Here is a 24,083-nt window from a genome sequence, read left to right as displayed (position 1 = left end):
GGTGGGGAATATCCTCGTCGGCCAATCCATCCGAGTGGCTATTGGCCAAGCCGGATCGGTTGATCTTGGTCGTCTGTTCCATCTGATTCGTACCTGCAACAGTTGGGGGTCTGGCTGCAAGATCAGCTTAATTTCGTAAAAAACATTGTTTTTACACGGTCAAGTGACAATTCGCGCTGCAACTCGGCCGAGCCCGGAAAAAGAACGCGATAAGGCAGAAGTGACTTCAGATAAATTGTACAATCTGCAATACTGTTTTAGGATCAGATTTTGTGATGAGTCGTAATATAAATTCGACTTCGTGGCATGTCTCAAGGAATTCTATTGCAAATACATTACGTTATTCACCCGTCGCGTAGACGGTAGACGAGAAGTCCCGCCCATTCGCGGATCGCGAACCAGCTCCGCGCCAGATGGTCCGGGCGCGGCACCCAATCGGACATGACGCCGGCCGGGCGCCGGCCGATGCGCACGGGCGCCGGACCGACCATGAACCCGGCTCGTTCGAATGCCGCCAGCGCCCGCGGAAGATGCCAGGCATGGCTGACCACCAGCGCCGCATCGATCCGCTCAGCCCGCAGCATCGCAGCGGCGAAGAGGGCATTCTCCCGCGTATCGCGTGCCCTCGGCTCAACCCAGCGGACCGGCGTACCGAAATCGGCCGCGAGGCTCGCCGCCATCAACACGGCAATGGGCGGCGCCCCGGCCGAGAGCGGCCCCCCCGTCACCAGCAGCGGCAGCCCGGTGCGCCGGTGCAGGGCCGCTGCGGCCCGCAACCGCTCCAGCGTCAGCGGTCCGACCTCCGGCCCCGCCGCGCCGTAAGCCATTTCCCCACCCAGCACGACAATGGCCCCTGGAGGTGCCATCGGAGCCGGGGCCGCCGACGCCCGGGCCTCCAGCGGCGCGGTCAGATGACCGGCAGCGAAAGGCGTCGCCAGCAGGAGCAGTCCGAACGCGGCGAGCGCGGCGAGCGCCCCCGCACCGCGCCGCCCTTGCCAGGCGAGCAAACCCGCACCGAGGCACACCAGGGCCAGGAGCAGCGGCGGCAGGAAAAGGCTGGTCAGGACTCCCTGCAATGACATGACGGCTCCCTTCCAGCGATCCGACGGGTGCAGGGCCGGTGATGTCCGCCACTGGGGTGCAGGCGCTCTCCCTGTCCCTGCGGAGGCGCCATGCCGGCCGGGCTCATCATCCGTTCGCCAATCGGATCATCCAGGTCAAGCGCCGAAGTGGGGGCTGACGGCTGGCGGGGTCATGGTTCTCTCCGGGGCCGGTGTGATCCGCCCCATGATCGGGGTCAGGGATGGGGCGCCGCGAAGTTTGCGGCGGCCTGACCAAGCAGACTTTCGCAATGCGCCTATCATGACGACCGCCGATCCGGTCGCCCTCGCTCAGGCCATGCCCAGCAGGCGCGCCCCCTGGAAGGTGATGAAGGCCGCGACATAGGCGAGCAGGAGCATGTAGCCGAAGGTCAGCCACATCCATCGTCGGCTGTTCGTCTCGCGGCGGATCACGCCGAGCGTCGCCACGCATTGCGGCGCGAAGACGTACCAGGCGAGCAGGGCCAGCGCCGTCGCCAGGCTCCAATGCGCCGCCAGGGCCTGCCCGAGTTGCGCCGGCGAGCGCTCCGCATCGCCGACCGCATAGACTGTGCCGAGCGAGGCGACCGCCACCTCCCGTGCCGCCATGCCGGGGATCAGCGCCATGCTGATCTGCCAGTTGAACCCGACCGGCGCGAGCACCGGCTCCACCGCCTTCCCGATCATGGCGGCGAAGCTGTAGTCGATGGCCGGTTCCGTCGCGCCGTCCGGCGCCGGCGGCACCGAGGAGAGGAACCAGACCACCACCATCATGCCGAGGATGATCGTCCCGGCGCGGCGCAGGAAGGCCCGCGCCCGCTGCCACAGGCCGAGGCCGATGTTGCGCAGCCGCGGCAGCTTGTAGTCCGGCAGTTCCAGCATGAAGGGCTCGGTCGGGGTCCGCCGCCAGAGCAGCCGGCGAAACGCGAAGGACATGCCGAGGGCGCTGGCGATGCCGAGGGCATAGAGGCCGAACATGACGAGCCCCTGCAGCCCGATCCATCCGAGCGCGCCGCCGCCGACCGGCCGGTTCGGGATGAAGGCGCCGATGATCAGCGTATAGACCGGAATGCGGGCCGAGCAGGTCATCAGCGGCGCGACCAGGATCGTCGCCAGCCGGTCCCGCCGGCTGTCGATGACGCGCGTCGCCATGATGCCGGGGATGGCGCAGGCGAAGCTCGAGAGCAGCGGGATGAAGGCGCGGCCATGCAGGCCGGCGCCGCCCATGATGCGGTCCATCAGGAAGGCGGCCCGCGCCATGTAGCCGAAATCCTCCAGCAGGAGGATGAAGAGGAAGAGGATGAGGATCTGCGGCAGGAAGACCAGCACGCTGCCGACGCCGGAGATCAGCCCGTCCTGCAGGAAGCTGCGCAGCAGGCCGAGGGCGCCGCTCTCGGGCAGCAAGGCCCCCGTCGCCGCGCCCAGCGCCTCGAAGGCGGCCTCGATGAGGTCCATCGCCGGCTGCGCCCAACTGAACACCGCCTGGAACATCAGGAAGAGCACCAGCAGCAGGATCAGCAGCCCGGCGACAGGGTGCAGCAGCACGGCATCGAGCCGCCGGGTCAGGGTATCCGGGCGCCGCGGCGTCCGCACGACGGCCGCGACGAGGCGGTCGGCCTCCCGCTGCAGGGCGCGGAGTTCCGCGGCATTGGGCGGCGACCAGGCGTCAGCCGCCGCCGGCGCCTCCGCATCGGCGAGCCTGTCGAGCCCCGCCAGGAGCGCTTCCGTGCCGCCGCGCCGCACCGCGACCGAGGTGACGACCGGCAGGCCGAGCGCCTGCGAGAGCGCCTGCAGGTCGATCTCGATGCCACGGTGCCGGGCGATGTCGAACATGTTGAGCACGAGCAGCAGCGGCCGCCCGGTGCGCTTCAGCTCCAGCACCAGCCGCAGTGAGAGCCGCAGGTTGGTGGCATCGAGCACGCAGACCAGCAGGTCCGGCGCCGTCTCGCCCGCCTGGCGGCCGAGGACCGTGTCGCGCGTCACCACCTCGTCCGGGCTGCGGGCGCGCAGCGAATAGGTGCCGGGCAGGTCGAGCAGCCGCACCGGCAGGCCGGAGGGCGTGGCGAGCTTGCCTTCCTTCCTCTCGACCGTCACGCCGGGATAGTTCGCCACGTGCTGGCGGCTGCCGGTGAGGGCGTTGAAGAGGGCCGTCTTGCCGGAATTCGGATTGCCGACGAGCGCGACGCGGAAGGGCCGCTGGATCTGGGCGATCTGGTTCATTGCGGCGCTCTCAATCCTGCGGCTCCACCAGGATCGCCGCGGCCTCTCTCCGGCGCAGGGCCATGGTCGCGCCATCAACGCGGATCGCGATCGGATCGCGGCCGATCAGGCCCTGATGCAGGATCTCGACCTGCGCCCCCTCGATGAACCCAAGCTCGATCAGCCGGCGCTCGAGCTCCGCCGCCGGCAGGACGGCGTCGGCGGGCACGCGAAGGCCACGGATGGTGCCGCGGAACCCGACCGGGGCGTCGCCGAGGCACCGAGCCGGCAGCAAGCCGTCAGCAGCGTCGTTGGAGAGCCCAGTGGCATCGGCCATCCGGCAAGCACCTCGCCTTGCAGGAGGACACCTAAATGCGAATGGCTCGCGATTGCAAGCCGGCAGGGCCCTTCCCTGCCTTCGCTCGGCGCGGCCGCGTTCGGGGTCCTGCTGACGTCGATATCGAGGCGACCGTAACGGAACGGAAGGTCGTGTCCGTGGTGATGCAGAAGGGACCGGGCGCGAGAGCCCCGCGCGGCCGCCACCGCGGATCTCCCTGGCAGGGTTGGGGTTTCGAGACCTGAACCCGGATTGAGGAGCCACCACGCTGGCCAGCGAGACGATGGCGCAATGAGGACTGCCGGCGAAGTCCTCGGATCATCCTCATACTGATCAGGCGACAGATGCACGGCCGCGGCGCGCAGCCGCCGCCCGTCGGGCCTGACGGGCGGGATCAGCGGCCCGAGCAGCCGGAACTGCTCATCCGTCAGCGCCTGGCCGGAGGCGTCCACCGGGCGGTCTCCAGCCGGGAGACCACCTGCAACGGCGCCCGAAGGGCCAGATCAGCCGCTCACGTCAGCCCTGTCACCCCTTCGAAAACGGGCACCGAGCGTGCCATTCATTCCAGTGTCGCCAATCACGGCCACGCGTCGACCATCCGGGATGAAACCGGGCCTTACACGCAACGTTTTGCATAAGCCCTCATAAGATCATCAGCGCCGCAACCACCGAGGCCCGCCGCACCTCCGGCACGAAGAATTCGGGCGATGACCGCAGCCTTCCAGCTTGGGTTCGGCTTTCAATGCCCCGTTGCACCGGCAAGGTCACGACCATGCCGGCCGGGATCGGCGCCCTCGTCACCCCGGCCTGACCTCGAGCGCCGCCCGCGCCACCAGGTCGTCGGCCGCCGGCCGCATCGCCTCCGGATGCGGCTTGGCCGGGCCCGCCGGCCGCCGCTCCCACATCATCGCTTCGGCCACCGTCACCTCGAAGCCGGCGCGCCGGAAGCGGCCCACCATGGTCGAGAGGCCGAACCGGTTCACATAGACCCCCGCCCGCCCGACCAACGGGCTGGCCCAGAAGACGTCGCTGAACCGCAGGTGCTGCAGCCCGCCGCCCAGATGGTCCTGGAAGTCGATGAAGTGCAGCCCGACGCCGTCCGGCGCCGTCACCCGCCGCAATTGCTGCAGCAGCGGCGCCAGGTCCTCCCGCCGGACATGCTCGAGCACCGCCTCGCTCACCACCAGGTCGATGCTGCCGTCCGGGATGGCGGCCAGCGCCGCCGGCCCGCCGATCACCAGGTTGGCGCCGCAGCGCGCCAGCGCCGCCCCGCGGTCGCTGCAGCCGCGCAGGTCAGGCACCGGCAATCCCTCCGCCCCTGCCAACCGCGCCGCCGCCAGATAGGGGCCGACCGCCTTCGGGGCGCTGTCCGCCGTATCGGCATACCAGATCCGGCGGGCGCCGAGGCCGGCCATGACCGGCGCGCGCACCACCATGCCGCCGGGCCCGATTTCGAGCACCGCGCGCGGCCGCCGGCCGATCAGCGCCTCCGCCCGGTCCATCCAGTGCCGCGGCGCGCCGACCAGCTTGCCCGGGTCGGTCGCGTCATAGGACGGCCTGGCGATGCCGAGCGCGCGCGCCCGTCCGCCATGCAGGCCGACCGCCGCCAGGCCGAGCTTCAGGCCGAGCTTGATCCACCAGGGGACCGGCGCCCCCCGGGAGAGGCCGGGCGGGGCCGGCACCACGCGCTGCGGCCGGGCCGCTTCCTCCGTGCGCTGTTCCATCATTCGCGGGCCGATCTGTCCTTTGCCTCAGGCATAGAGCAGGCGTCACCGGCCGGAAACGCCCGGATGCGGGAATCCGCGTCCGGCCGCGCTGGCAACGCGGTCGCGCGCCCGCCGAATTGCGTCCGGCCAGGCCGGCCCCTTACCCTGCACCGGGGCCTGTCCACCCTACCTCCCTTACCCGTCAATGACCCGTGCCGCGGCGCCTGCCGCCGGCAGGAGAGAGCAGTGAACCCGATCGAGCATATCCGCGGCTTCCACGACCAGCTCACCGACTGGCGCCGCGACTTCCACGCCCATCCCGAGACCGGCTTCGAGGAGCACCGGACCAGCGCCCTGGTCGCCGAGCGGCTGGAGGCCATGGGCATCGAGGTGCACCGCAACATCGGCCGCACCGGCGTGGTCGGCGTGCTGCGCAGCGGGCGCGGCAACCGCGCCATCGGCCTGCGCGCCGACATGGATGCCCTCGACATGCCGGAGGCCAACGGCTTCGCCCATCGCTCCACCGTGCCGGGAAAGATGCATGGCTGCGGCCATGACGGGCACACCACCATGCTGCTCGGCGCCGCCCGCTACCTCGCCGAGACGAAGCACTTCGACGGCATCGTCCACTTCATCTTCCAGCCCGCCGAGGAAGGCCAGGGCGGCGCGCAGGCGATGATCGAGGACGGGTTATTCGAGCGCTTCCCCTGCGACGCCGTCTACGGCCTGCACAACCGGCCCGGCCTGCCGGTCGGCCATTATGCCATCCGCACGGGCCCGATGATGGCGGGCTGCGCCTTCTTCGACCTGCATATCCACGGCAAGGGCGGCCATGGCGCGCGACCGGAATCCGTGGTCGATCCCGTGGTCTGCGGCGCCCAGGTGGTCAATGCCTGGCAGAGCATCGTCGCCCGCAACGTCGCGCCCAACGACACCGCCGTCGTCAGCGTCACCGGCTTCACGGCCGGCACCGCCTACAACGTGATCCCGGAACGCGTCGCGCTGCGCGGCACGGTGCGCGCCTTCCGCGTCGAGACGATGCGGCTGCTGGAGGAGCGGATGCGGAGCCTGGCGCAGAGCATCGCCACCGGCTTCGGCGCGACGGCGGAACTCGACTTCCGCGAGATCACCGTGCCGGTGGTGAACGGCGCGGAACAGACGGCGCTGATCGCCGATGCCGCCGCGGCACTGGTGGGCGAGCCGCATGTCGATCGCAACCGCCTCGCCGCCATGGGATCGGAGGATTTCTCCTACATGCTGGCGGAGCGGCCGGGCGCCTATATCCTGGTGGGCAACGGCAGCGGCGAGGGAAGCTGCGAGGTGCACAACCCGAGCTACGATTTCAACGATGCGGCGATTCCCTACGGCGCCGGCATCCTCGCCGCGGTGGTGGAGCGGGAACTGCCCCCCGCGCCTTGACCCGATGCGGGAATTCCTCGCGGGCGCGCTCGGCGCTGCGCTAGGCTCCGCCCGCCAGGCGGCAGCAAGCCGCCCGCGGGAGGATGGTTCATGACACGTTACGGGATGACGCGGCGCGCGGCGCTGCGGCTGGGCGTGGCGGGTGCCGCGCTGCCGGTGGTGCACGTGCATGCTCAGGGGACGGCGGGCGTGCTGCGCTGCGGCTTCTGGGAGCACTGGGTGCCCGCGGGCAACGACATCATCCGCGAACTCTGCGAGGAATGGGGCGCGAAGAACCGCATGGAGGTGCGGATCGACCGCCTCGTCTCCGCCGGCAACCAGATCCTGCTGACCATCGCCTCGCAGGCGCAGTCGCGCAGCGGGCACGACATCATCGCCATGCCGACCTGGTCGCCCGGCGAGCATGCGCGGCTGCTCGAGCCGGTGGACGACGTGGTCGCGCGGCTGCAGAAGAAATACGGCGCCATCGTCCCGGCCGCGGAATACCTGGCGAAGCGCGAGGGCGCCTGGCGCGCCGTGCCCGCCATCGCCGGCACCCAGACCAAGCCGCCCTGCATCCGCTACGACCTGTTCGAGCAGCATGCCGGCATCGACATCCGCGCCATGTGGCCGGCGCGGCCGGAGCAGGGGCCGGGCGCCGAGACCTGGAACTGGGACACCTTCCTGGTCGCGGCCGAGAAATGCGCCAATGCCGGCTATCCCTTCGCCCTGCCGATGGGCCAGTACTCCGACGCGGTGGACTGGGTCGGCGCCATGTTCCGCAGCTTCGGCGCCAGCATGATGGACGACGAGGGGCGCGTCACCGTCCGCGGCAATGCGAAGCTGCGCCAGGCGGTCGACTACACGCTCCGGCTGACGAAGTTCCTGCCGCGCGACGTCTGGGCCTGGGACGATGCCTCCAACAACCGGGCGCTGATCGCGGGCAAGACCGCGCTCGCCTTCAACCCGCCCTCGGCCTGGGCGGTGGCCAAGCGCGATGCGCCGCAGGTCGCCGAGAAATGCTGGTACGCGCCCTTCCCCGCCGGGCCCGTCGGCCGCTTCACCCCCTACCTGCCCTATTTCTGGGGGATCTGGAGCTTCTCCCGCCAGAAGACCGCGGCGAAGTCGCTGCTGGAATTCCTCTCCGACCGCAGCAGCGCGGAGCGGCAGGCGACGACGACGAACGGCTACGACATCCCGCCCTTCCAGAGCATGTCCGACTTCAGGGTGTGGGAGACGGAAGGCCCGCCGACCGGCTTCGCCTACAACTACCCGGACAAGCCGCACCAGAAGGGCAGCCTGACGGTCGCCTTCGCCCCGGCGCCGGCAGAAATCGCGGTGCAGGCCTATGTGCAGGCGATCAACACCAAGCTGATCGCGCGCATCGCCGAAGGCGGGCAGAGCACCGACCAGGCCCTGGCCTGGGCCGAGGGCGAACTCAGGAACTTCGCCAAGGGCTGAGCCGGCGGGACGGGCGGCGCCGCACCCGGGCCGCCCCCTCCCCTCGCGCCGCGGATCAGCCGCGCGGCACCACATAGCCATAGGCGGCCAGGCTGCGGTCCGAGCCGCCGCCGAGATAGGCCGCCTTGATCCGGCCGATGCCGTCGCGGTCGAGCGCGTCCGGGTCGAGCGTGCCGTGCTTCTCCTCCAGCCCGTAGTGCCGCGCCGCATTGCCACCGAGGATCGCCGCCTTCACCGGCCCCTCCGCCGGACCGAGCGGCGCGAAACCGTGCCTGCGCTGCATGTCCTCGGGGATCTCGAGCCGGCGCAGCGCCTCGATCTGCCATTGCGGCGAGCCGTACCAGACGGAGTCCGTGCCCCAGAAGACGTGGTCCGCGCCCAGCCCCTTGATCAGCGTGCCCATCATGGCGGCGCAGAAGCGCGGGCTGCTCACCGCCGAGATGGCGAAGCAGGTGCCGAGATCGGCATAGACGTTGCTGATGCCGTGCCGGCGCGGGATCTCGGCGAGGTCCGAGACCCAGCGGATATAGCCATCGCGCTCGAAGCGCGCGAGTTCCTGCGCCGGATCCTCGAGGAAGGCGCGCAGCGCGGCGTGGTAGATGACGAAGCTGATCTGCGGCCAGTCCTTCGCCGCCTTCGGCACGTCGTCGACATTGGCGTAGCGCCAGGCGCCGCCGGGGATCGAGGTCTCGTAGTCCTGCGGCAGCAGCCCCTTGTGGATGCAGATGGTGGTGATGCCCGCCTTCACCGCCTTCTCGTAGAAGGGGTACATCAGCGCCTCGTCGTCCAGCCGCCAGGGCCAGCGCGTGGTCTGCGGCGAGAGCGGGTCGCCAATGGTATAGCCCTTCCAGGAGGTCGGCTTCACCTCCGCGATGACGCGGTCCACCTCCTCCATCCAGCCCTGCTGCTTCGGCGTGACGAGGGAGTGGAAGAGCAGCCGCCGCGTCCCGGCGATGCCGTTCACGGTCTCCGCGGCCTGTTTGATCTGGTCGTTGGTCAGGAACCAGTTCTTCGGCTCGTCGAAGGGCGCGCCGCTCAGCAGGCCGATGCGCGTGTCGCTGTCGAGATAGACCTCCTTGAGGAAGTTCTCGAACTTGTAGCGCGCGAGGCCGAGCCCGACCCCGTCCTTCTGCATGGCCGGGTTCCAGTGCTCCGCGGCATAGCGGGCGAGGCCGGTGAGCCCCTCGAACGGGTAGTCGTCGCGCACGAAATGCAATTGGTCGTCGAAGATGAACTGGCCGCGCAGCGCCGCGCTCCGCGCCGCCGCCGCCTCGGGCTCCGCCGCCTCGGCCTTGCCCACCTCGAAGACCGGGCCGAAGACCTCGTTCATCGCCAGGAAGGCCGCGGCCATGCCGCTGCCGGTGCGCAGGAAGGCGCGGCGGTCCAGCCCGAGCCGCCGTCCCTGCTGCTCGGCGATCTCGCCGATCCGCGCCTCCACCGCCCGCTGTGCCGGCGTCTGCGGCAGCGGGTTGAACTCGCCGTTCGAGACCACCTGCGTCGGCACCGGCGAATGGAAGGCCGCGCGCTCGGCCGGCGCGAGGCCGGCAAGCTCGCGGTCGCTCAGGAAGCTGCCCATGGCTCTTTCCTCCCCCAGCTTGCGGGGACGGGCAGGCGATGTTCGGCGGCGCGTCCCACGAAGGCCGGGGCGGAGTTTCCGCGGCCCTGCAACCCTTTCGCCCCGGATGCGGCGATCCTGCGCTCCCTGCCGGCGGCGCGACAAGCGCGGAGTCGCGTCAGCGCAAAAGCACGCTACACCAGCGGGCAGCCGCCCTCCGCCATCGGCCGGAAAGCCTGCTCGCCCGGCACCGTCGCCAGCACCTTGTAGTAGTCCCAGGGTCCCTTGCTCTCGGCCGGCGACTTCACCTCCAGCAGATAGGCCGGGTGGATCTTGCGCCCGTCGGCGCGGATGCTGCCCGGGCCGAAGGCGTCATCGTCGCAGGGCATCGCCTTCATGCGCGCGACCGCCGCGGCGCCGCTCCGCTTCGCTTCCGCGACGCCCATCTCGGCGACGGCCTTCAGGTAGTGCAGGGTCGCGGCATAGCAGCCGGCCTGCACCATGGTCGGCGGCGGCGCGCCGAAATTCCGCTTCAGCCGCGCCGTCAGCGCCCGCGTGCGGTCATTGGCGTCCCAGTAGAAGCTCTCCGAGCAGACCAGCCCCTTCGCGGTCTCGAGGCCCATGGAGTGGACCTCTGAGATGAAGAGGATCAGCGCCGCCAGCTTCTGCCCGCGCTTCTGCAGGCCGAACTCGGTTGCCTGCTTCACGCAGTTCACCAGGTCGGCACCGCCGGCGGCGATGCCGACGACCTTGGCGCGGCTCGCCTGCGCCCGCAGCAGGTAGGCGGAGAAATCCGTCGTGCCGGGGAAGGGGAAGCGGGCATTGCCGACCACCTTGCCGCCCTCGGCCGCGATGATCCTGCCGCCCTCGACCTCCATCGAATGGCCGAAGGCATAGTCGGCGGTGACGAAGAACCAGCTGTCGCCGCCCTCGCGCGTCAGCGCCCGCGCGGTGGAATTGGCCAGCATCCAGGTGTCGTAGGTCCACTGCACCGTGTTCGGGCTGCATTGCGGGCCGGTCAGTTCCGCCGTGCCCGGCGCGCTCGCCAGGAAGACCTTGTTCTTCTCGCGCACCACGCCGTTCACCGCGAGCGCGGCGGAGGAGGCGGGGACATCGATCAGTGCATCGACGCCGTCGCGGTCGAACCAGCTCCGCGCGATGTTGGTGGCGATGTCCGGCTTGTTCTGGTGGTCGGCCGCGACCAGCTCGACCTTGAGCCCCAGCGGCGCCGCATCCAGGATCGCCTGCCGCACCGCCAGCACGGAATTCTGGCCGGAGAGGTCGGCGAAGGGCCCGCCCATGTCGGAGATGATGCCGAGCCTGATGGTCTGCTGCGCCTGCGCCCGGCCCGAGCGCGGCCATGCGCCGAGAGCCGCGCCGCCCAGCAGCAGCGCGCGTCGGTCGAGGTTCATTGGTGTCGTTTCCCCCGGCGGCGCGGCATGCCGGGGGCGCGGCGGCCGCCGTCGCCGCGCGCCCGGCCCATCTCTGTCGCGCGGCTCAGCCCATGCCGGCGGGCGCCTCGCAGGGCGTCGTGCCCATGGGCCCCGGGATCGAGAGCTCGAGGATCTCGACGTCGTCCGAGGTGCCGATCTCGTTGTGCTTCATCTCGCCCGGGATCAGGCCGGCATCGCCCGCCTCCATCCGGTGGCGCGAGCCGTCCTCGAATTCCAGCTCGACCCAGCCCTTGAGCACGTAGATGAACTGCGCCTGGCAGTGATGGACATGCCAGCCTGTCGGCTCGGTCATGCCGGTGATCGCCTCCATCACCTGCGCGCGCATGACGCCGCCGGTGGCGTCGGCGACGCCGAGGTCGCGGTAGCGGAAGAAGCGCCGCCGGCCGCCGACCAGCGGCGTCTCCGACTTCTTGGCGATCTTGAGCTGGAATGCCGGGCGCGTGCCGCCTGCGGTGCTGCCATCCATGGTCCGTCCTCCTCGCGGTGTCTGCGCACCGTACCGGGCAGGCTACACCCCGCGGACCGGTGGGCGGCAAGGGGGAATCGCCGCCAGGGCCGGGGCTGCCTGGGCGACCGGACCCTGCGGCCCGCGCCAGCGCGCCAGGTCCGGTCTAGACTGCCGGCATGCCCGCCCTGCCCCGCCACGCCCTGCTCGCGCCGCTCCTGCTGCTCGCCGCCCCCGCCGCCGCCGGCGATCTCCTCGTCACCGTCCAGGGCGTCGCCTCCGACCGCGGCCAGGTGATGGTCGCCGCCTGCCCGCCGGAGGATTACCCGGCCGGCACCTGCCGCCATGTCGCCCGCGCGCCCGCCCGTCCCGGGGCGGTCGAGCTGCGAATCGCCGGCCTGCCGGAGGGACGTTGGGGCGTCTCCGCCTATCACGACGCCGATGGCGACGGCCGGCTGGGCAAGGACTGGCTCGGCCGCCCGACCGAGGGGGTGGGCTTCGGCAATGACGCGCCGATCGGCCGCTTCGGCCCGCCGGGCTTCGAGGCGGCCGCGGTCGCCACTCCGGCCCGCGGCGAGGCGCGGACCGCCCTGACCCTGCGCTACCGCTGAGCAGACCGCCGCATTCCCGGGGGCTTACCTTGCCGTAACCAGTCCGGGCCGAAGATCGACCGATGGACGCGTGTCACGCATCGCGTGGGAGGGGGTCTTGAGCGACTCCGGGACCGCCCGCCAGGCGATGCTGGCGCAGCTTGCCGGCGCCCTCGCCGCGCTCGGCGAGAAGCTGCGGACGCAGCAGCAGGCCGCGGTGGATCTCTGCGCCCTCGGCGCCCGGGCCGAGGAGGTGGCGCGGACCGCGCGCGGGCTCGCCTTCGACCGCCGACTGCCGGGCGAGGAGCGCCTCCGCGGCCTGAGCGACGAATTGCAGGACTTCGCCGCCGCCATGCAGGCGGCCGCCGACCAGGTCGAGCGGGACACGCTGCTCGGCCGCTCCGTCGCCGCGGCGCTGGGACGGCATGCCGAAGACCTCAATGCCCTGTCGCGCCTGCGCGCGGAAGCGGCCGACCTGCAGGAGGTCCGCGCCCGCCTCCGCCCGCTGCTCGAGACGCTCGACGGCCTGCCGCAGCAGATGAAGGCGAACCGGGAGAGGACGGCGGAGGTCACCGCCCTCGCCGCCCGCGCCGGGCAGCTCGCGCTCCGGGCCGGCAGGCTGGCAGCCGGGGGGTTGCCCGGCCGGCAGGATCAGGTCATCGCCCTGTCGCGCGAGCTCGGCCGGCTGGCCGAGGATGCGGTGGAGGTCTCCGCCCGCTTCTCGGCCGATGCCGCCGTCGGGGTCGAGGTCGCCGAGCAGATGGCCGGCCGCGCGCGCGATCTCTCGACGGGCAGTGCCAACGGGCTCGCCCGCATCCTCGAGGCCGGCCATGCCATGGCGCAGTCGGCGCCCGACGCGCCCGCCCCGCGCTACGACTGGGCGGCTGCCATGCCCTTCCTGCCGGGCAGCCGCCGGCGCTGACGCTTCCGCGCGAGGACCGCAACGGAGGCCACCGGCCCGCGTTGCGGGTCCCAGGCCGATCCCGGCCGGGAGGCCCTTTCCGCGCGCATGCCCGAGCAGCCCCAACGCCCCGTCCAGGCCCGCGGCATCGCCGCCGCCGGCGTCCCCGGTTCCGGACTGCAAATGCTGCAGGGCGGCCTGCTGGTCGTCGCCGTCCTCTATTTCGCGCGGGAGATGCTGATCCCGCTGGTCCTTGCGGTCCTGCTCTCCTTCGTCCTCGCCCCGGTCGCGCGGCTGCTGCGCAAGGCCTATGTGCCGCGCGCCGCCTCGGTCCTGGTCGCCGTCGCCCTCGCCGGGGCGGTCATCGCCGGCATGGGCACGCTGATCGGCAGCCAGGCGAGTTCGCTGGCGGAGAACCTGCCGAGCTACCAGGCGGCGGTCTCGCGCAAGCTCTCCGGCCTGCAATCGGCGGGCGGGCTGCTCGACCGCATCACCGGGACGCTGCACGAGATGGCGCGCGGCGCCAGCGGCGGGGACCAGGCGGCGCCGAGCCTGCCCGGCACCTCCCGCGGCCGGCCGGCGACCGAGCCGGTGCCGGTCGAGATCCACACGCCCGACCCGACGGCGCTCGAGGTGATCCAGCGGGTGGCCGAGCCGCTGCTGGCGCCGCTCGCCACCGCCGGCATCGTCGCCATCCTGGTGATCTTCATCCTGCTCTACCGGGAGGACCTGCGCGACCGGCTGATCCGCCTCGCCGGCGCGCGCGACCTGCACCGGACCATGGCGGCGATGGACGACGCCGCCTACCGGCTCTCGCGCTACTTCCTGGCGCAGACCGGCATGAACACGGTCTATGGCCTGTTCATCGCGACCGCGCTCTGGCTGCTCGGCATCCCCAATCCGCTGCTCTGGGGCTTCGTCGCCGGGATCATGCGCTTCGTGCCCTTCATCGGCAGCTTCATCGCCGCCGGCTTCCCGGCGCTCCTCGCCCTCGCGGTCGAGCCGGGCTGGTCGACCCTGGTCTGGGTCCTCGCCCTCTTCGCCCTCAGCGAGGCGGCGATGGGCCAGGTTTTCGAGCCGCTGGTCTTCGGCCATTCCACCGGCCTCTCGCCCATCGCCATCATCGCCGCGGCGACCTTCTGGACCTGGCTCTGGGGTCCGGTCGGGCTGCTGCTGGCCGTGCCGCTGACGGTCTGCCTCGTGGTGCTCGGCCGGCATGTCGACCGGCTGGAATTCCTCGAGGTCATGCTGGGCGACAGCCCGCCGCTTGACCCGGAGGAGACCTTCTACCAGCGGGCGCTCGCTGGCGATGCCGATGCCCTGGCCGAGCAGGCGGAGAAGGCGCTGAAGGAGCAACCGCTGGCCGAATATTTCGACGCCGTCGCCCTGCCGGCGCTGCGGCTGGCCCAGGCGGATGCGGTGCACGGCGCGCTCTCGCCCGAGCGGCGCGACGCCCTCCAGCGAAGCGTGGAGACGCTGATCGAGGACCTGGAGGAGGCGGAGGACCCCGCCCCGGCCGAGGGCGAGGCGCCGGCGCCGGTGCCCGCCGCCTGGCATGTCCCGGGCGCGGTGCTCTGCCTGCCCGGCCGCGGGCCCTTCGATGCGGTGGCGGCCGTCATGCTCGGGCAGGTGCTGCAGCGCCGCGGCTTCGGGGTGCAGATCGGCGGCATGGCGGCCGGCCCGGCGGCGCCGCCGCGGCTGCTCTGCCTCTGCCTGATCGATGGCGGCAGCAGCACGGCGACGGCGCGCTACCTGCTGCGGCGCGCGCGGCGGCGGCTGCCGGGCGTGCCGGCGCTCGCCCTCGCCTGGGCCGAGGAGGCCGAGGGCACGCTTGCGGCGGCGCTGCGGGCCGAGGGCCAGACAGCCCCGCTGCTGCTGGCCGGCAGCCTGGTCGAGGCGCTGGACCTCGCGGTCGAGCAGGCCGGCACCGCCGTGCCGGTGGTGCTGACCGAGCCGGCGCCGCGGCCGGAGCCGCCGGCCATGGACGTGGCGGCGGCGCCGGCCTGACGCCCGGGCCTTCGCCCGCCGGGCGCCGACCCATGGCCCGGGCCGGGCTGGCGGCGCAGATCACCGCGGGGCCGGGCGCGGGCCGGAGCCGCGGTCAGACGACCGTGTTGCGGCCCATCTCCAGGAACTTCTCCCGCCGCCGGGCGCGCAGGGTGGCCCCGTCCAGCGCCAGCAGCGGCTCCAGGCTCTGCCAGACCGTATCGCCCACGGCGGTGAGCGCCGCGCCCGGGTCGCGATGGGCGCCGCCCATCGGCTCCGGCACCACGGCATCGACCAGGTTCAGCCGGCGCAGGTCTTCCGCCGTGAGTTTCAGCGCTTCGGCCGCCGTCGCGGCCTGGCCAGCGTCGCGCCAGAGGATGCTGGCGCAGCCCTCGGGCGAGATGACCGAATAGATGCTGTGCTCCAGCATCAGCACCCGGTCGGCGGCGGCCAGCGCGATGGCGCCGCCCGAGCCGCCCTCCCCGATGATGGTGGCGACGAAGGGCACCGGGGCTTCCAGGCAGGCCTCGATGGAGCGCGCGATGGCCTCGGCCTGACCGCGGGCCTCCGCCTCGATGCCCGGGAAGGCGCCGGCGGTATCGACGAAGGAGAGGATGGGCAGGCCGAAGCGGCCGGCGAGTTCGATAATGCGCCGCGCCTTCCGGTAGCCCTCCGGCCGGGCCATGCCGAAGTTATGCTTCACCCGGCTGTCGGTGTCCGAGCCCTTCTCGGTGCCAAGCACGGCGACCGACCGGCCGCGGAAGCGCCCGAGGCCGCCGACCACCGCCGCGTCGTCGGCGAAGGCGCGGTCGCCGGCCAGCGGGGTCCATTCCTCGATCAGGGCACGGATGTAGTCGAGGCATTTCGGCCGGTCGGGGTGGCGGGCGACGAGGGCCTTCTGCCAGGGGCTCAGCTTGGCATAGGTCGCCTTGAGCAGGGCCTGCGCCTTGTCGCGCAGCTTCGCCACCTCCTCCGCCACGTCGATCCCGCCGGCATCGGTGGTCTGGCGGAGCTCCTCGATCTTGCCCTCGAGCTCGGCGATCGGCTTCTCGAAATCCAGGAAGTGGCGCATCGGGTTCCTGTGGCCCGCGGCGGCCGCCTGACGGGCATGGCAGACGGGGACCGCCGCGGCGCGCTTGTGGCTGCGCCGCGGGAACGGTCCCCAGGACGGCGCGTGCTAGCGGAAAAGCGGTGGCGGCGGAAGCGGCGGGCGGCGTCAGGCCGCCGGGGGCCGCCTCGTAGCGCGGCGCGCGGTCCATGGCCGATTTCCCTGGCAAGCGCCGCCCCGGCGGCGCAACGCTCCTGCCCCGGCAGGCCGAACGCATCGCAGGAGGACCGGATGACCGAGCCCGACTGGCGCGCCACGAACCACGCCCTGTGGGAGGAACGGACCGCCGTCCACCTCGCGCCCGGCGGCTACGACCTCGCGGCGCTCAGGGCCGGCGCCGGCCGGCTGGACGCGATCGTGGAGGCGGAGCTTGGCCCGGTCGCCGGGCTGCGGGTGCTGCACCTGCAATGCCATTTCGGCCGGGACACGCTGACGCTCGCGCAGCGCGGGGCGGCGGCCACCGGCCTCGACTTCTCCGGCGCCGCCATCGCCGCCGCGCGCGGGCTGGCGGCAGAGCTGGGCCTCGCCGACCGGGCCCGCTTCGTCGAAGCCGACCTCTACGCCGCGCCGGCGGCGATCCCGGAGCCGGCCGGCTTCGACCTGGTCTTCGTCACCTGGGGCGCGCTGCCCTGGCTGCCCGACATCGCCGGCTGGGCGCGGATCGTGGCGGGCTTCCTCAGGCCCGGCGGCCGGCTCTACCTGGCGGAGGCGCATCCGGCGGCGCTGGTCTTCGACGATGCCGGGGAAGGCGCGACGCCGGGCCGCCCCGGCTGGCTGGTGCCCTATTTCGAGCGCGAGGCGGTGGTGCTGGAGGCCACGGAGGACTACGCCAACCCCGAGGCGAGGCTGACCAGCACGCGCGAGACCACATGGATGCATCCGCTCTCGGCTGTGGTCGGCGCGCTGCGCGGGGCCGGCCTGGCGCTGGACTGGCTGCACGAGCATCCGCGCGTCTCCTGGCGGATGTTCCGCGGGCTCGCGCGCGATGCGGACGGGCTCTGGGCCTGGCCCGGGAAACCCTGGCTGCCGCTCGCCTATTCGCTCTCGGCGGTGAAGGAGCATCGGTGACAACGGGCGCGGCACGGGCTATATGACCACTGTGGTCATCGAGACAGCCGCCATGCAGGAATTCCAGCTCCGCGACGCCAAGGCCCGCTTCTCCGCCGTGGTGGACGAGGCCGAGCGGGGCCGGGGCACCGTCGTGACCCGGCACGGCGAGCCGGTCGCCGTGGTGCTCGGCTATGCCGAATGGCAGCGGCTCACCCATGCCCGGCCCGGCTTCGCCGAGCAACTCCTCGCCTTTCCCGATATCGGCGAGATCGAGCGCGACCGCAGCCCGGCGCGCGATGCCGGCCTGTGACGGCCGGCTATCTCGTCGACGCGAACCTTCTCTCTGCCACCGCGCCCGGGCGGCATCCTTCGCCGGAGAAGGAAGCCGCCCGGGCCTGGATCCGCGCGAACGAAGCCCGGCTCTTCCTGCCGGTGACGGCGGTTGCGGAGATCGCCGCCGGTATCGGCGCACGGGAGGCGAGCGGGGCGACGCGCCACGCCCGCGACCTCGCCGCCTGGCTCGCCCTGCTGCTCGACACCTGGCCGGACCGGGTTCTGGCCTTCGATGCCCGGGCCGCGCTGCAGGCCCGCGCCCTCGCCGCCCGGGCGCGCGCGGTGGGGGCCGCGCCGGGCTTCGCCGATCTCAGCATCGCCTGCATTGCCCGCGCCAACGACCTCGCCGTCGCCACCCGCAACCTGCGCGACTTCCTGCCCCTCGGCGTCGAGGCCATCGACCCCTTCCGGGCCTGACCCATATGGCAGCACCTGCGGTGCCGACCGGCCGATGCCAGGACGTCCGCCCCGCGGCATCACTCCGCCGCGTCACGCTCCGCGAGCGGATGGTGCGCCTCGACCAGCGCCCGCAGCCGCTCCTCCAGCACCTTCGTGTAGATCTGCGTCGTGGCGATGTCGGCATGGCCGAGCAGCACCTGCAGGCTGCGGAGGTCGGCGCCGCGCGCCAGCAGGTGGCTGGCGAAGGAGTGGCGCAGCACATGCGGGCTGACCTTCTCCGGGTCCAGCCCGGCCTCGAGCGCCGCATCCTTCAGCAACAGCCCCAGCGCCTGCCGCGTCATGTGGCCGGAGGAGGCGCGGGAGGGGAAGAGCCAGCGCTGCGCCTGCGGCCCGGTCGCGCTCTTCCGGCCGGTCTCGGCCAGCGCCTCCCGCGCCGCGGTTGCGGCCTCCTTCGCCCGGGCGGAGATCGGCACCAGCCGCTCCCGCCCGCCCTTGCCGCGCACCGCGAGCATCGGCGCATCGGGGCGCAGCGCCGCGGCCGGCAGCGCCACCAGCTCGCTCGCCCTGAGCCCGGTGCAGTAGAGCAGCTCGATCACCGCCCGGGCCTGCGCCGCCCGGTGCCCCTCAAGCCGCGCGGCGCCCGCGAGCAGCGCCTCCACCTCCGCCTCGGCGATCGCCCTGGGCAGGGCCGGCTGCGCCTTCGGCCCTTCCAGCAGCTCGGTCGGGTCGTCCGGCCGGACGCCCTCCCGCGCGAGGAAGCGGTAGAACTGCCGCAGGGCCGAGAGCTTGCGCGCCGCCGTCCGCGGCTGCAGGCCGAGATCGGTCAGCCGCCGCAGCCAAGCCCGCAGCAGCTCCGTCCCCGCCTCGGTCGCCGGGACGCCCTGCCGGTCACAGAAGGCGAGGAGGTCCTGCAGGTCCGTCGCATAGGCCGAGAGGGTGTTGCGGGCGGCCCCGCGCTCGGCCGCCAGCATCTCCAGGAAGGCTTCGAGGTGGCGGGCGGCCAGGGCGCGGCCTCAGCGGGTCTGGAAGCGGTCGTTGGGCAGGGTCCGCTCCACCGGCTTGGGCGTCACCGCGGGGGGAAAGGCCCCGACGGCGAGCAGGCCCGCCGCGACCAGGGCAAGCAGGATCGCGGAGAGCAGCAGCAGGGGCCGACGGAACATTGCGGGCAGAGTCCTCGCGGAAAGGCGGCGGTGTGCTAGCCTCCGGCATCGTGTCACGCAACAACGCCATCGCCTGCGCACCATCCACACCCGCCGCCGGTCCTGCCTGGGCCGCCGCGGCGCCGAAGCCTGCCCCGATCCAGGCGGCCGCTTGGCTGCCGGGGCGGAGCATCGTGCTCGTCGGCATGCCCGGCTCCGGCAAGTCCTCCATCGGCCGGCGGCTGTCGGTGAAGCTCGGCCTGCCCTTCCTGGATGCGGACACGGAGATCGAGGCGGCGGCCGGGCTCCCCATCACCGAGATCTTCTCCCGCTACGGGGAGCCGCATTTCCGCGACGGCGAGCGGCGGGTGATCACGCGCCTGCTGGCCGGGCCGCCTGTGGTGCTGGCGACCGGCGGCGGCGCCTTCGCCGATGCCCGGACCCGCGCGGCCATCCGCGCCTCCGGCGCCGTCTCGGTCTGGCTTCGCTGCAGGCTGCCGACGCTGCTGAAGCGGGTGGCCGGGCGCGACCACCGGCCGATGTTCCTCAACGCCGACCCCGCGGAGGTGCTCCAGCGGCTGATGACGGCGCGCCACCCCCTCTATGCCGAGGCCGATCTCGTGATCCAGTGCACCGACGAAAGCCCCGAGACGACCACCCGGCGGGTGCAGGAGGCGCTGGAGGCCTGGCAGCCGCCGGCCCGCCTGCCGGTGACGCTCGGCGAGCGCAGCTACGACATCGTGGTGGGCGAGGGGCTGCTGGAGCGGGCCGGGGCGCTGCTCGCGCCCGTGCTGCCCTCCCGCCGCATCGTCGTCGTCACCGACGAGACCGTCGCGCCGCTGCACCTGCCGACCCTGCGGGCCGGGCTGGAGGAGGCGGGCTTCGCCATGCTGGCCGAGATCAGCGTGCCGCCTGGCGAGGCCAGCAAGGATTTTTCCAGGTTGCAGTCGGTCCTCGAGCGGATGCTCGCCGCCGGCGCCGACCGATGGACGGCGGTCATCGCCCTCGGCGGCGGCGTGGTGGGCGACCTCGCGGGCTTCGCGGCGGCCGTCGCCATGCGCGGCATGCCCTTCGTGCAGGTGCCGACCACGCTGCTCGCCCAGGTGGACAGCTCGGTCGGCGGCAAGACCGGCGTGAACCTGGCGCTCGGCAAGAACCTCGTCGGCGCCTTCCACCAGCCGCGCATCGTGCTGGCCGACATGGCGACGCTGCGCACCCTGCCGCCGCGGGAGCTCCGCGCCGGCTATGCCGAGGTGGCCAAGCACGGCCTGCTCTCCGGCGAGACGCTCTGGCGCTGGTGCGAGGGCCATGGCGCGGCGCTGGTGAACGGCGATGCCGCGGCCCAGGCGCATGCCGTGCTGGAGAGCTGCCGGCTGAAGGCTGCCGTGGTCGCCGGCGACGAGCGGGAGGAGAGCGCCGAGGGCGGCCGCGCGCTGCTCAACCTCGGCCATACCTTCGGCCATGCGCTGGAAGCCGAGAGCGGCTATGGCGGCGGGCTGCTGCATGGCGAGGCGGTCGGCATCGGCCTCGGCCTCGCCGCCGCGCTCTCGGCGCGGCTCGGCCAGTGCAGCCAGGAACTGCCGGGGCGGGTGATCTCGCATCTCGAGGCCTGCGGCATGCCGGCGCGCATCCGCGACCTGCCGCGCCGCTACTCCGTCGCGGCGCTGATGGGGCGGATGCGCAAGGACAAGAAGGTACGCGACGGCGCGCTTCGCTTCGTGCTGCTGCGCGGCCCGGGCGAGGCCTTCACCGCCGGCGACGTCCCGCCGGCGATGGTCGAGAGCCTGTTGCGCGACGAGGGCTGCGAGGCCTGACCGCGGCCTGCCGCGCTGCGGCGCCGGGATGCCTCCAGGAACCGGACGGCGTTGCGGGCTTGCCGCCCCCGGCCTCAGCCCCCCTCCAGCCCCAGCCGCAGCACCGCCGGGCGGCCCGCCTCGCGCACCAGTTCGGCGCCGATCTGCCGCGCCAGGGCCCGGATCACCGTCTCCCCGAGGCGCCCGGCGGTGCCGCCGGTCGCGGCCGGCGTCGCGCCATCGGTGACCGAGACGGCGAGCCGTCCGGCCTCCAGCCGCGCCTCCAGCCGCACCTGCGGGCCGGGGCCGTCGGACGGTTCCTGCCGCAGCACATCCGCCACCAGCTCCGACAGGATCAGGGCCAGCGGGATCGCCCGCTCGGCATCCAGCGCCAGGCCTTCCGGCGCCTCGATGCGGATATCGGCGCCGGGGTGCTGCACCGTCGCCCCCGCCGCCAGCTCGCGCAGCATGTCGGTCAGCCGCACGCTGCGCAGGTCGGGGCTCATCTGCAGGGCCCGGTGCGCCTCGGCGACCGCCTGCACGCGCAGCGTCGCCGCCTCCAGCGCCTCGCGCGCCGCCGGCTCCGGCACCCGGCCGGACTGCAGGCGCAGCAGCGCCGCGACGAGCTGCAGGCTGTTCTTGATGCGGTGGTCGGCTTCCCGCACCAGCCGCTCCTGCGCCGCCAGCGCCTCGCGCAGGGCGTCCTCGGCCTGGTGGCGCTCCTCCACGTCGGTGCAGGTGCCGACCCAGTGGCGGACATGGCCGAAGGCGTCGCGCACCGGCGCCGTCTTCACCCGGTGCCAGCGATAGGCGCCGCCGACGGTGTGGATCCGCGCATCGGCGTCGTATTCGCCGCCCGTCGCCACCGCCTCCTCCCAGCCGGCGCGCAGGCCGGCGACATCCTCCGGGTGCAGCGCCGCCATCCAGCCGCGCTCGGCAACCGCTGCCAGGTCGAGGCCGGTGACCGCCAGCCAGCGTTGGTTCAGGTATTCCGGCGCCCCGGCCGCGTCGGTCTGCCAGACCAGGTGCGGCATGGCCTCGGCGAGCGTCCGGAAGCGGTCCTCGCTCGCGCGCAGGCCCTGCTCGGCCTGCTTGCGGGCCTCGATATCGGTATTGGTGCCGATCCACTCGGCGATGCGCCCGCGCGCATCCCGCCGCGGCACCGCGCGCGCCGCGGTCCAGCGCCACCCGCCGGCCGGCGTCTGCAGCCGGTATTCCACCTCATAGGGTTCGCCGGAGGCCATCGCCGCCATCCAGCGATCCCGCACCATGGCACGGTCCCGCGGATGGATCGCCTCCAGCCAGCCCAGGCCGCTCGCCGCCGCCTCGGCCTGCCCGGTCAGCGCGCTCCAGCTCGCGCTGTCGAGCAACTCGCCTTCCGGCGAGGTGATCCAGACGGCGAGCGCACCGGCCTCGACCAGGCCGCGGTAGCGCGCCTCCTGCACCGCCAGCGCGGCCTCGGCGACCTGCAGGTCGGTGATGTCGCGGAAGCAGAGGATGCCGCCCAGCACCGGGCCGCCCTCCTCGCGGATCGGGCCGGCGCTGCAGAGGATCGGCACCGGCCTGCCGTCGCGCCGCCGCAGCACCCAGGTCTCGTGCTGCACCGTCTCGCCGCGCTGCACCGCCCGCGTCAGCGGCAATTCCTCGGGGCGCGCCGGCGTCACGCCATCGGCGCGGAAGACCTGCCAGGTGTCGGGATGCAGCGCCGCGACCTGGTCCAGCACCTCCTCCGCCGCGCGGTCGACCAGTTGCAGCGCGTGCTCGCTGACGCGGGTCAGGCGGACATCCGGCGCCTCGGCCAGAATCAGCCCTTCGGGGATGTGGCGGAACAGCGCGTCGAGGGTGGCGCGCGCCGCCTCCGCCTCGCGCAGCGTGGAACGCTCGGCCGTCACGTCGCGCAGCAGCGCCAGCACGCCGGCGACCTGCCCGTTGCTGCCCTGCACGGCGGAAAGCTCGACATCCCAGAGCCGCGTGGGGTCGGCGGGGGCCGGCAACGGGATGGCGGCGGCGCGGCAGGGCTCGCCGGTCAGGCGCACCCGCTCCAGCGCGCTGCGCTGCGCGGCGGTGAGCGCCGGGAAGGCCTCGGCCAGCGGCCGGTCCAGCAATGCCGTCTCCGGCCGGCCGGCGACGGCGAGGAAGGCCGGGTTCAGGTAGCGGATGCGCTGCGACGGCCCCTGCAGCACCAGGACAGCCATGGGCGAGCCCTGGGCAAAGCCCCGGATGCAGTCGATATCGGGCATGCCTGGACGGCCATCATCAGGCAATGCCTGCACCCCCGTATGTCGTCTTCCCAGGGGAACCATTAGCGGGTCGTAGCGCCGAAAACGACGCCCGACCGGCGGTAGACGGATCACAGGCGGGGGATAGCCCTCCTCGCGCATCGCACAACCGCGCGTCGCAGGCGGCCCTGCCGCATCACATGTCGCAGCGCCGCAGGGCTGATCCACGCCTGGCGGTGGTTCAAAACCGCCGCTGTCCCATGTAGGCAGGCGACCGACCTGTCCCGCCGGAGCCCCGCATGCCCCTCTCCCCGCCCGCCAAGCGCCAGTTGCTGCATCTCCGCGACATCGAGCTGCGCGGCTGGCAGCGGGAGGACGGCCTCTTCGACATCGAGGCGCATCTGCTCGACCGCAAGACCTACGCCTTCGAGAACGACGATCGCGGCACCATGGAACCGGGTGCGCCGCTGCACGGCATGTGGCTGCGCCTGACGGTGGACCTCGACATGGTTATCGTCGCGGCCGAGGCCTCCTCCGACCACACGCCCTATGCCATCTGCCCGGGCGCGGCGCCGAATTTCACGCGCCTCGCCGGGCTCAGGATCGGCCCCGGTTTCAACCGCGCGGTGGCCGAGCGCGTCGGCGGCACGGCCGGCTGCACGCATCTGCGGGAATTGCTGGGCCAGATGGCGACCGTCGCCTTCCAGACGCTCTATCCCATCCGCGCGGAGAGGGAGCGGGCGGAGACCGAGCGCCTGATGGCGAGCGGCGAGCGGCCGGCGCGGAAGCCCGCCATGGTCGGCACCTGCATCGCCTATGCCGAGGACAGCCCGGTGACGCTGGCGCGCTGGCCCTGGCTGAAGGATGCCGTCGCCGGCGAGTGACGCCGGCCGGCCTGGATCATGCAACCGATTATGCAACCGCGGCGGTG

21 protein-coding genes are annotated in these 24,083 nt (G+C 72.7%); 10 read left to right on the top strand and 11 right to left on the bottom strand.

The window, feature by feature from the left end; translation table 11 throughout:
• Positions 1-344: 344 nt before the first annotated feature.
• The 4 genes from Q7A36_RS26745 to Q7A36_RS26730 form a co-directional block, all read right to left on the bottom strand.
• Positions 345-1,076 carry a YdcF family protein gene (locus tag Q7A36_RS26745; protein ID WP_305106825.1) on the bottom strand — a complete coding sequence of 244 codons (732 nt, stop codon included), beginning with the start codon at positions 1,074-1,076 and terminating at the stop codon, positions 345-347.
• Between the two features lie 315 nt (positions 1,077-1,391).
• Positions 1,392-3,299: a ferrous iron transporter B gene (gene feoB / locus Q7A36_RS26740; RefSeq protein ID WP_305106824.1), complete on the bottom strand. Its 1,908-nt coding sequence runs from the start codon at positions 3,297-3,299 to the stop codon at positions 1,392-1,394.
• A 10-nt stretch (positions 3,300-3,309) separates the two neighbouring features.
• Positions 3,310-3,615, bottom strand: a complete 306-nt coding sequence (locus Q7A36_RS26735; protein WP_305106823.1) for a FeoA family protein — start codon at positions 3,613-3,615, stop codon at positions 3,310-3,312.
• A 797-nt stretch (positions 3,616-4,412) separates the two neighbouring features.
• Positions 4,413-5,342 (bottom strand): class I SAM-dependent methyltransferase, encoded by a 930-nt coding sequence (locus tag Q7A36_RS26730; protein ID WP_305106822.1) that lies wholly within the window; start codon positions 5,340-5,342, stop codon positions 4,413-4,415.
• 225 nt (positions 5,343-5,567) lie between these two features.
• On the opposite strand from Q7A36_RS26730, the gene Q7A36_RS26725 reads away from it, so the two are divergent.
• Complete coding sequence (locus Q7A36_RS26725; protein ID WP_305106821.1) at positions 5,568-6,740, top strand: M20 aminoacylase family protein; 1,173 nt, start codon at positions 5,568-5,570, stop codon at positions 6,738-6,740.
• Between the two features lie 90 nt (positions 6,741-6,830).
• Entirely contained in the window at positions 6,831-8,180 is a 1,350-nt protein-coding gene (locus Q7A36_RS26720) for an ABC transporter substrate-binding protein (RefSeq protein ID WP_305106820.1), read from the top strand.
• A gap of 55 nt (positions 8,181-8,235) precedes the next feature.
• On the opposite strand, the gene Q7A36_RS26715 is transcribed toward Q7A36_RS26720, so the two are convergent.
• The 3 genes from Q7A36_RS26715 to Q7A36_RS26705 all read right to left on the bottom strand — a co-directional run bounded on the left by Q7A36_RS26715 (position 8,236) and on the right by Q7A36_RS26705 (position 11,655).
• Positions 8,236-9,756, bottom strand: coding sequence for an amidohydrolase family protein (locus tag Q7A36_RS26715; protein WP_305106819.1), 1,521 nt, complete (start codon positions 9,754-9,756; stop codon positions 8,236-8,238).
• 173 nt (positions 9,757-9,929) lie between these two features.
• Positions 9,930-11,147 carry an ABC transporter substrate-binding protein gene (locus Q7A36_RS26710; RefSeq protein ID WP_305106818.1) on the bottom strand — a complete coding sequence of 406 codons (1,218 nt, stop codon included), beginning with the start codon at positions 11,145-11,147 and terminating at the stop codon, positions 9,930-9,932.
• Positions 11,148-11,232: 85 nt separating this feature from the next.
• Positions 11,233-11,655 (bottom strand): cupin domain-containing protein, encoded by a 423-nt coding sequence (locus tag Q7A36_RS26705; RefSeq protein WP_305106817.1) that lies wholly within the window; start codon positions 11,653-11,655, stop codon positions 11,233-11,235.
• A 158-nt stretch (positions 11,656-11,813) separates the two neighbouring features.
• On the opposite strand from Q7A36_RS26705, the gene Q7A36_RS26700 reads away from it, so the two are divergent.
• From Q7A36_RS26700 to Q7A36_RS26690, 3 genes are all read left to right on the top strand, one after another.
• Entirely contained in the window at positions 11,814-12,245 is a 432-nt protein-coding gene (locus tag Q7A36_RS26700) for a DUF2141 domain-containing protein (protein WP_305106816.1), read from the top strand.
• Positions 12,246-12,342: 97 nt separating this feature from the next.
• A complete protein-coding gene (locus Q7A36_RS26695) occupies positions 12,343-13,146 on the top strand; it encodes a hypothetical protein (RefSeq protein ID WP_305106815.1) in 804 nt (267 codons plus the stop codon).
• Between the two features lie 87 nt (positions 13,147-13,233).
• Entirely contained in the window at positions 13,234-15,132 is a 1,899-nt protein-coding gene (locus Q7A36_RS26690) for an AI-2E family transporter (RefSeq protein ID WP_305106814.1), read from the top strand.
• A 94-nt stretch (positions 15,133-15,226) separates the two neighbouring features.
• On the opposite strand, the gene Q7A36_RS26685 is transcribed toward Q7A36_RS26690, so the two are convergent.
• Entirely contained in the window at positions 15,227-16,183 is a 957-nt protein-coding gene (locus tag Q7A36_RS26685; protein WP_305106813.1) for an acetyl-CoA carboxylase carboxyltransferase subunit alpha, read from the bottom strand.
• A gap of 267 nt (positions 16,184-16,450) precedes the next feature.
• On the opposite strand from Q7A36_RS26685, the gene Q7A36_RS26680 reads away from it, so the two are divergent.
• From Q7A36_RS26680 to Q7A36_RS26670, 3 genes are read left to right on the top strand one after another with little or no spacing between them, the layout of a single operon-like run.
• Positions 16,451-17,287 (top strand): class I SAM-dependent methyltransferase, encoded by an 837-nt coding sequence (locus Q7A36_RS26680; protein WP_305106812.1) that lies wholly within the window; start codon positions 16,451-16,453, stop codon positions 17,285-17,287.
• A gap of 22 nt (positions 17,288-17,309) precedes the next feature.
• Positions 17,310-17,579 carry a type II toxin-antitoxin system Phd/YefM family antitoxin gene (locus Q7A36_RS26675; protein WP_305106811.1) on the top strand — a complete coding sequence of 90 codons (270 nt, stop codon included), beginning with the start codon at positions 17,310-17,312 and terminating at the stop codon, positions 17,577-17,579.
• Positions 17,576-18,019: a PIN domain-containing protein gene (locus Q7A36_RS26670; RefSeq protein ID WP_305106810.1), complete on the top strand. Its 444-nt coding sequence runs from the start codon at positions 17,576-17,578 to the stop codon at positions 18,017-18,019. Before Q7A36_RS26675 ends, Q7A36_RS26670 begins: the two co-directional genes overlap by 4 nt.
• Positions 18,020-18,078: 59 nt before the next feature.
• On the opposite strand, the gene Q7A36_RS26665 is transcribed toward Q7A36_RS26670, so the two are convergent.
• Both Q7A36_RS26665 and Q7A36_RS26660 read right to left on the bottom strand, forming a co-directional pair.
• Positions 18,079-19,005 carry a tyrosine recombinase gene (locus Q7A36_RS26665; RefSeq protein ID WP_305106826.1) on the bottom strand — a complete coding sequence of 309 codons (927 nt, stop codon included), beginning with the start codon at positions 19,003-19,005 and terminating at the stop codon, positions 18,079-18,081.
• 9 nt (positions 19,006-19,014) lie between these two features.
• Positions 19,015-19,161 carry a hypothetical protein gene (locus Q7A36_RS26660; protein ID WP_305106809.1) on the bottom strand — a complete coding sequence of 49 codons (147 nt, stop codon included), beginning with the start codon at positions 19,159-19,161 and terminating at the stop codon, positions 19,015-19,017.
• 32 nt (positions 19,162-19,193) lie between these two features.
• On the opposite strand from Q7A36_RS26660, the gene aroB reads away from it, so the two are divergent.
• Positions 19,194-20,954 carry a 3-dehydroquinate synthase gene (aroB, locus tag Q7A36_RS26655; protein WP_305106808.1) on the top strand — a complete coding sequence of 587 codons (1,761 nt, stop codon included), beginning with the start codon at positions 19,194-19,196 and terminating at the stop codon, positions 20,952-20,954.
• Between the two features lie 74 nt (positions 20,955-21,028).
• On the opposite strand, the gene Q7A36_RS26650 is transcribed toward aroB, so the two are convergent.
• Positions 21,029-23,173 carry a PAS domain-containing protein gene (locus Q7A36_RS26650; protein WP_305106807.1) on the bottom strand — a complete coding sequence of 715 codons (2,145 nt, stop codon included), beginning with the start codon at positions 23,171-23,173 and terminating at the stop codon, positions 21,029-21,031.
• A 278-nt stretch (positions 23,174-23,451) separates the two neighbouring features.
• Between Q7A36_RS26650 and Q7A36_RS26645 the strand changes: the two genes are divergently transcribed.
• Positions 23,452-24,036 carry a DUF2889 domain-containing protein gene (locus Q7A36_RS26645; RefSeq protein WP_305106806.1) on the top strand — a complete coding sequence of 195 codons (585 nt, stop codon included), beginning with the start codon at positions 23,452-23,454 and terminating at the stop codon, positions 24,034-24,036.
• The last annotated feature ends 47 nt before the right edge of the window (positions 24,037-24,083 follow it).

The organism is Paracraurococcus lichenis (assembly GCF_030657435.1).
Lineage (GTDB): Bacteria > Pseudomonadota > Alphaproteobacteria > Acetobacterales > Acetobacteraceae > Paracraurococcus > Paracraurococcus lichenis.
The sequence above is the reverse complement of the archived record's forward strand: the minus strand, read 5'-3'. Positions and strand labels throughout refer to the sequence as shown.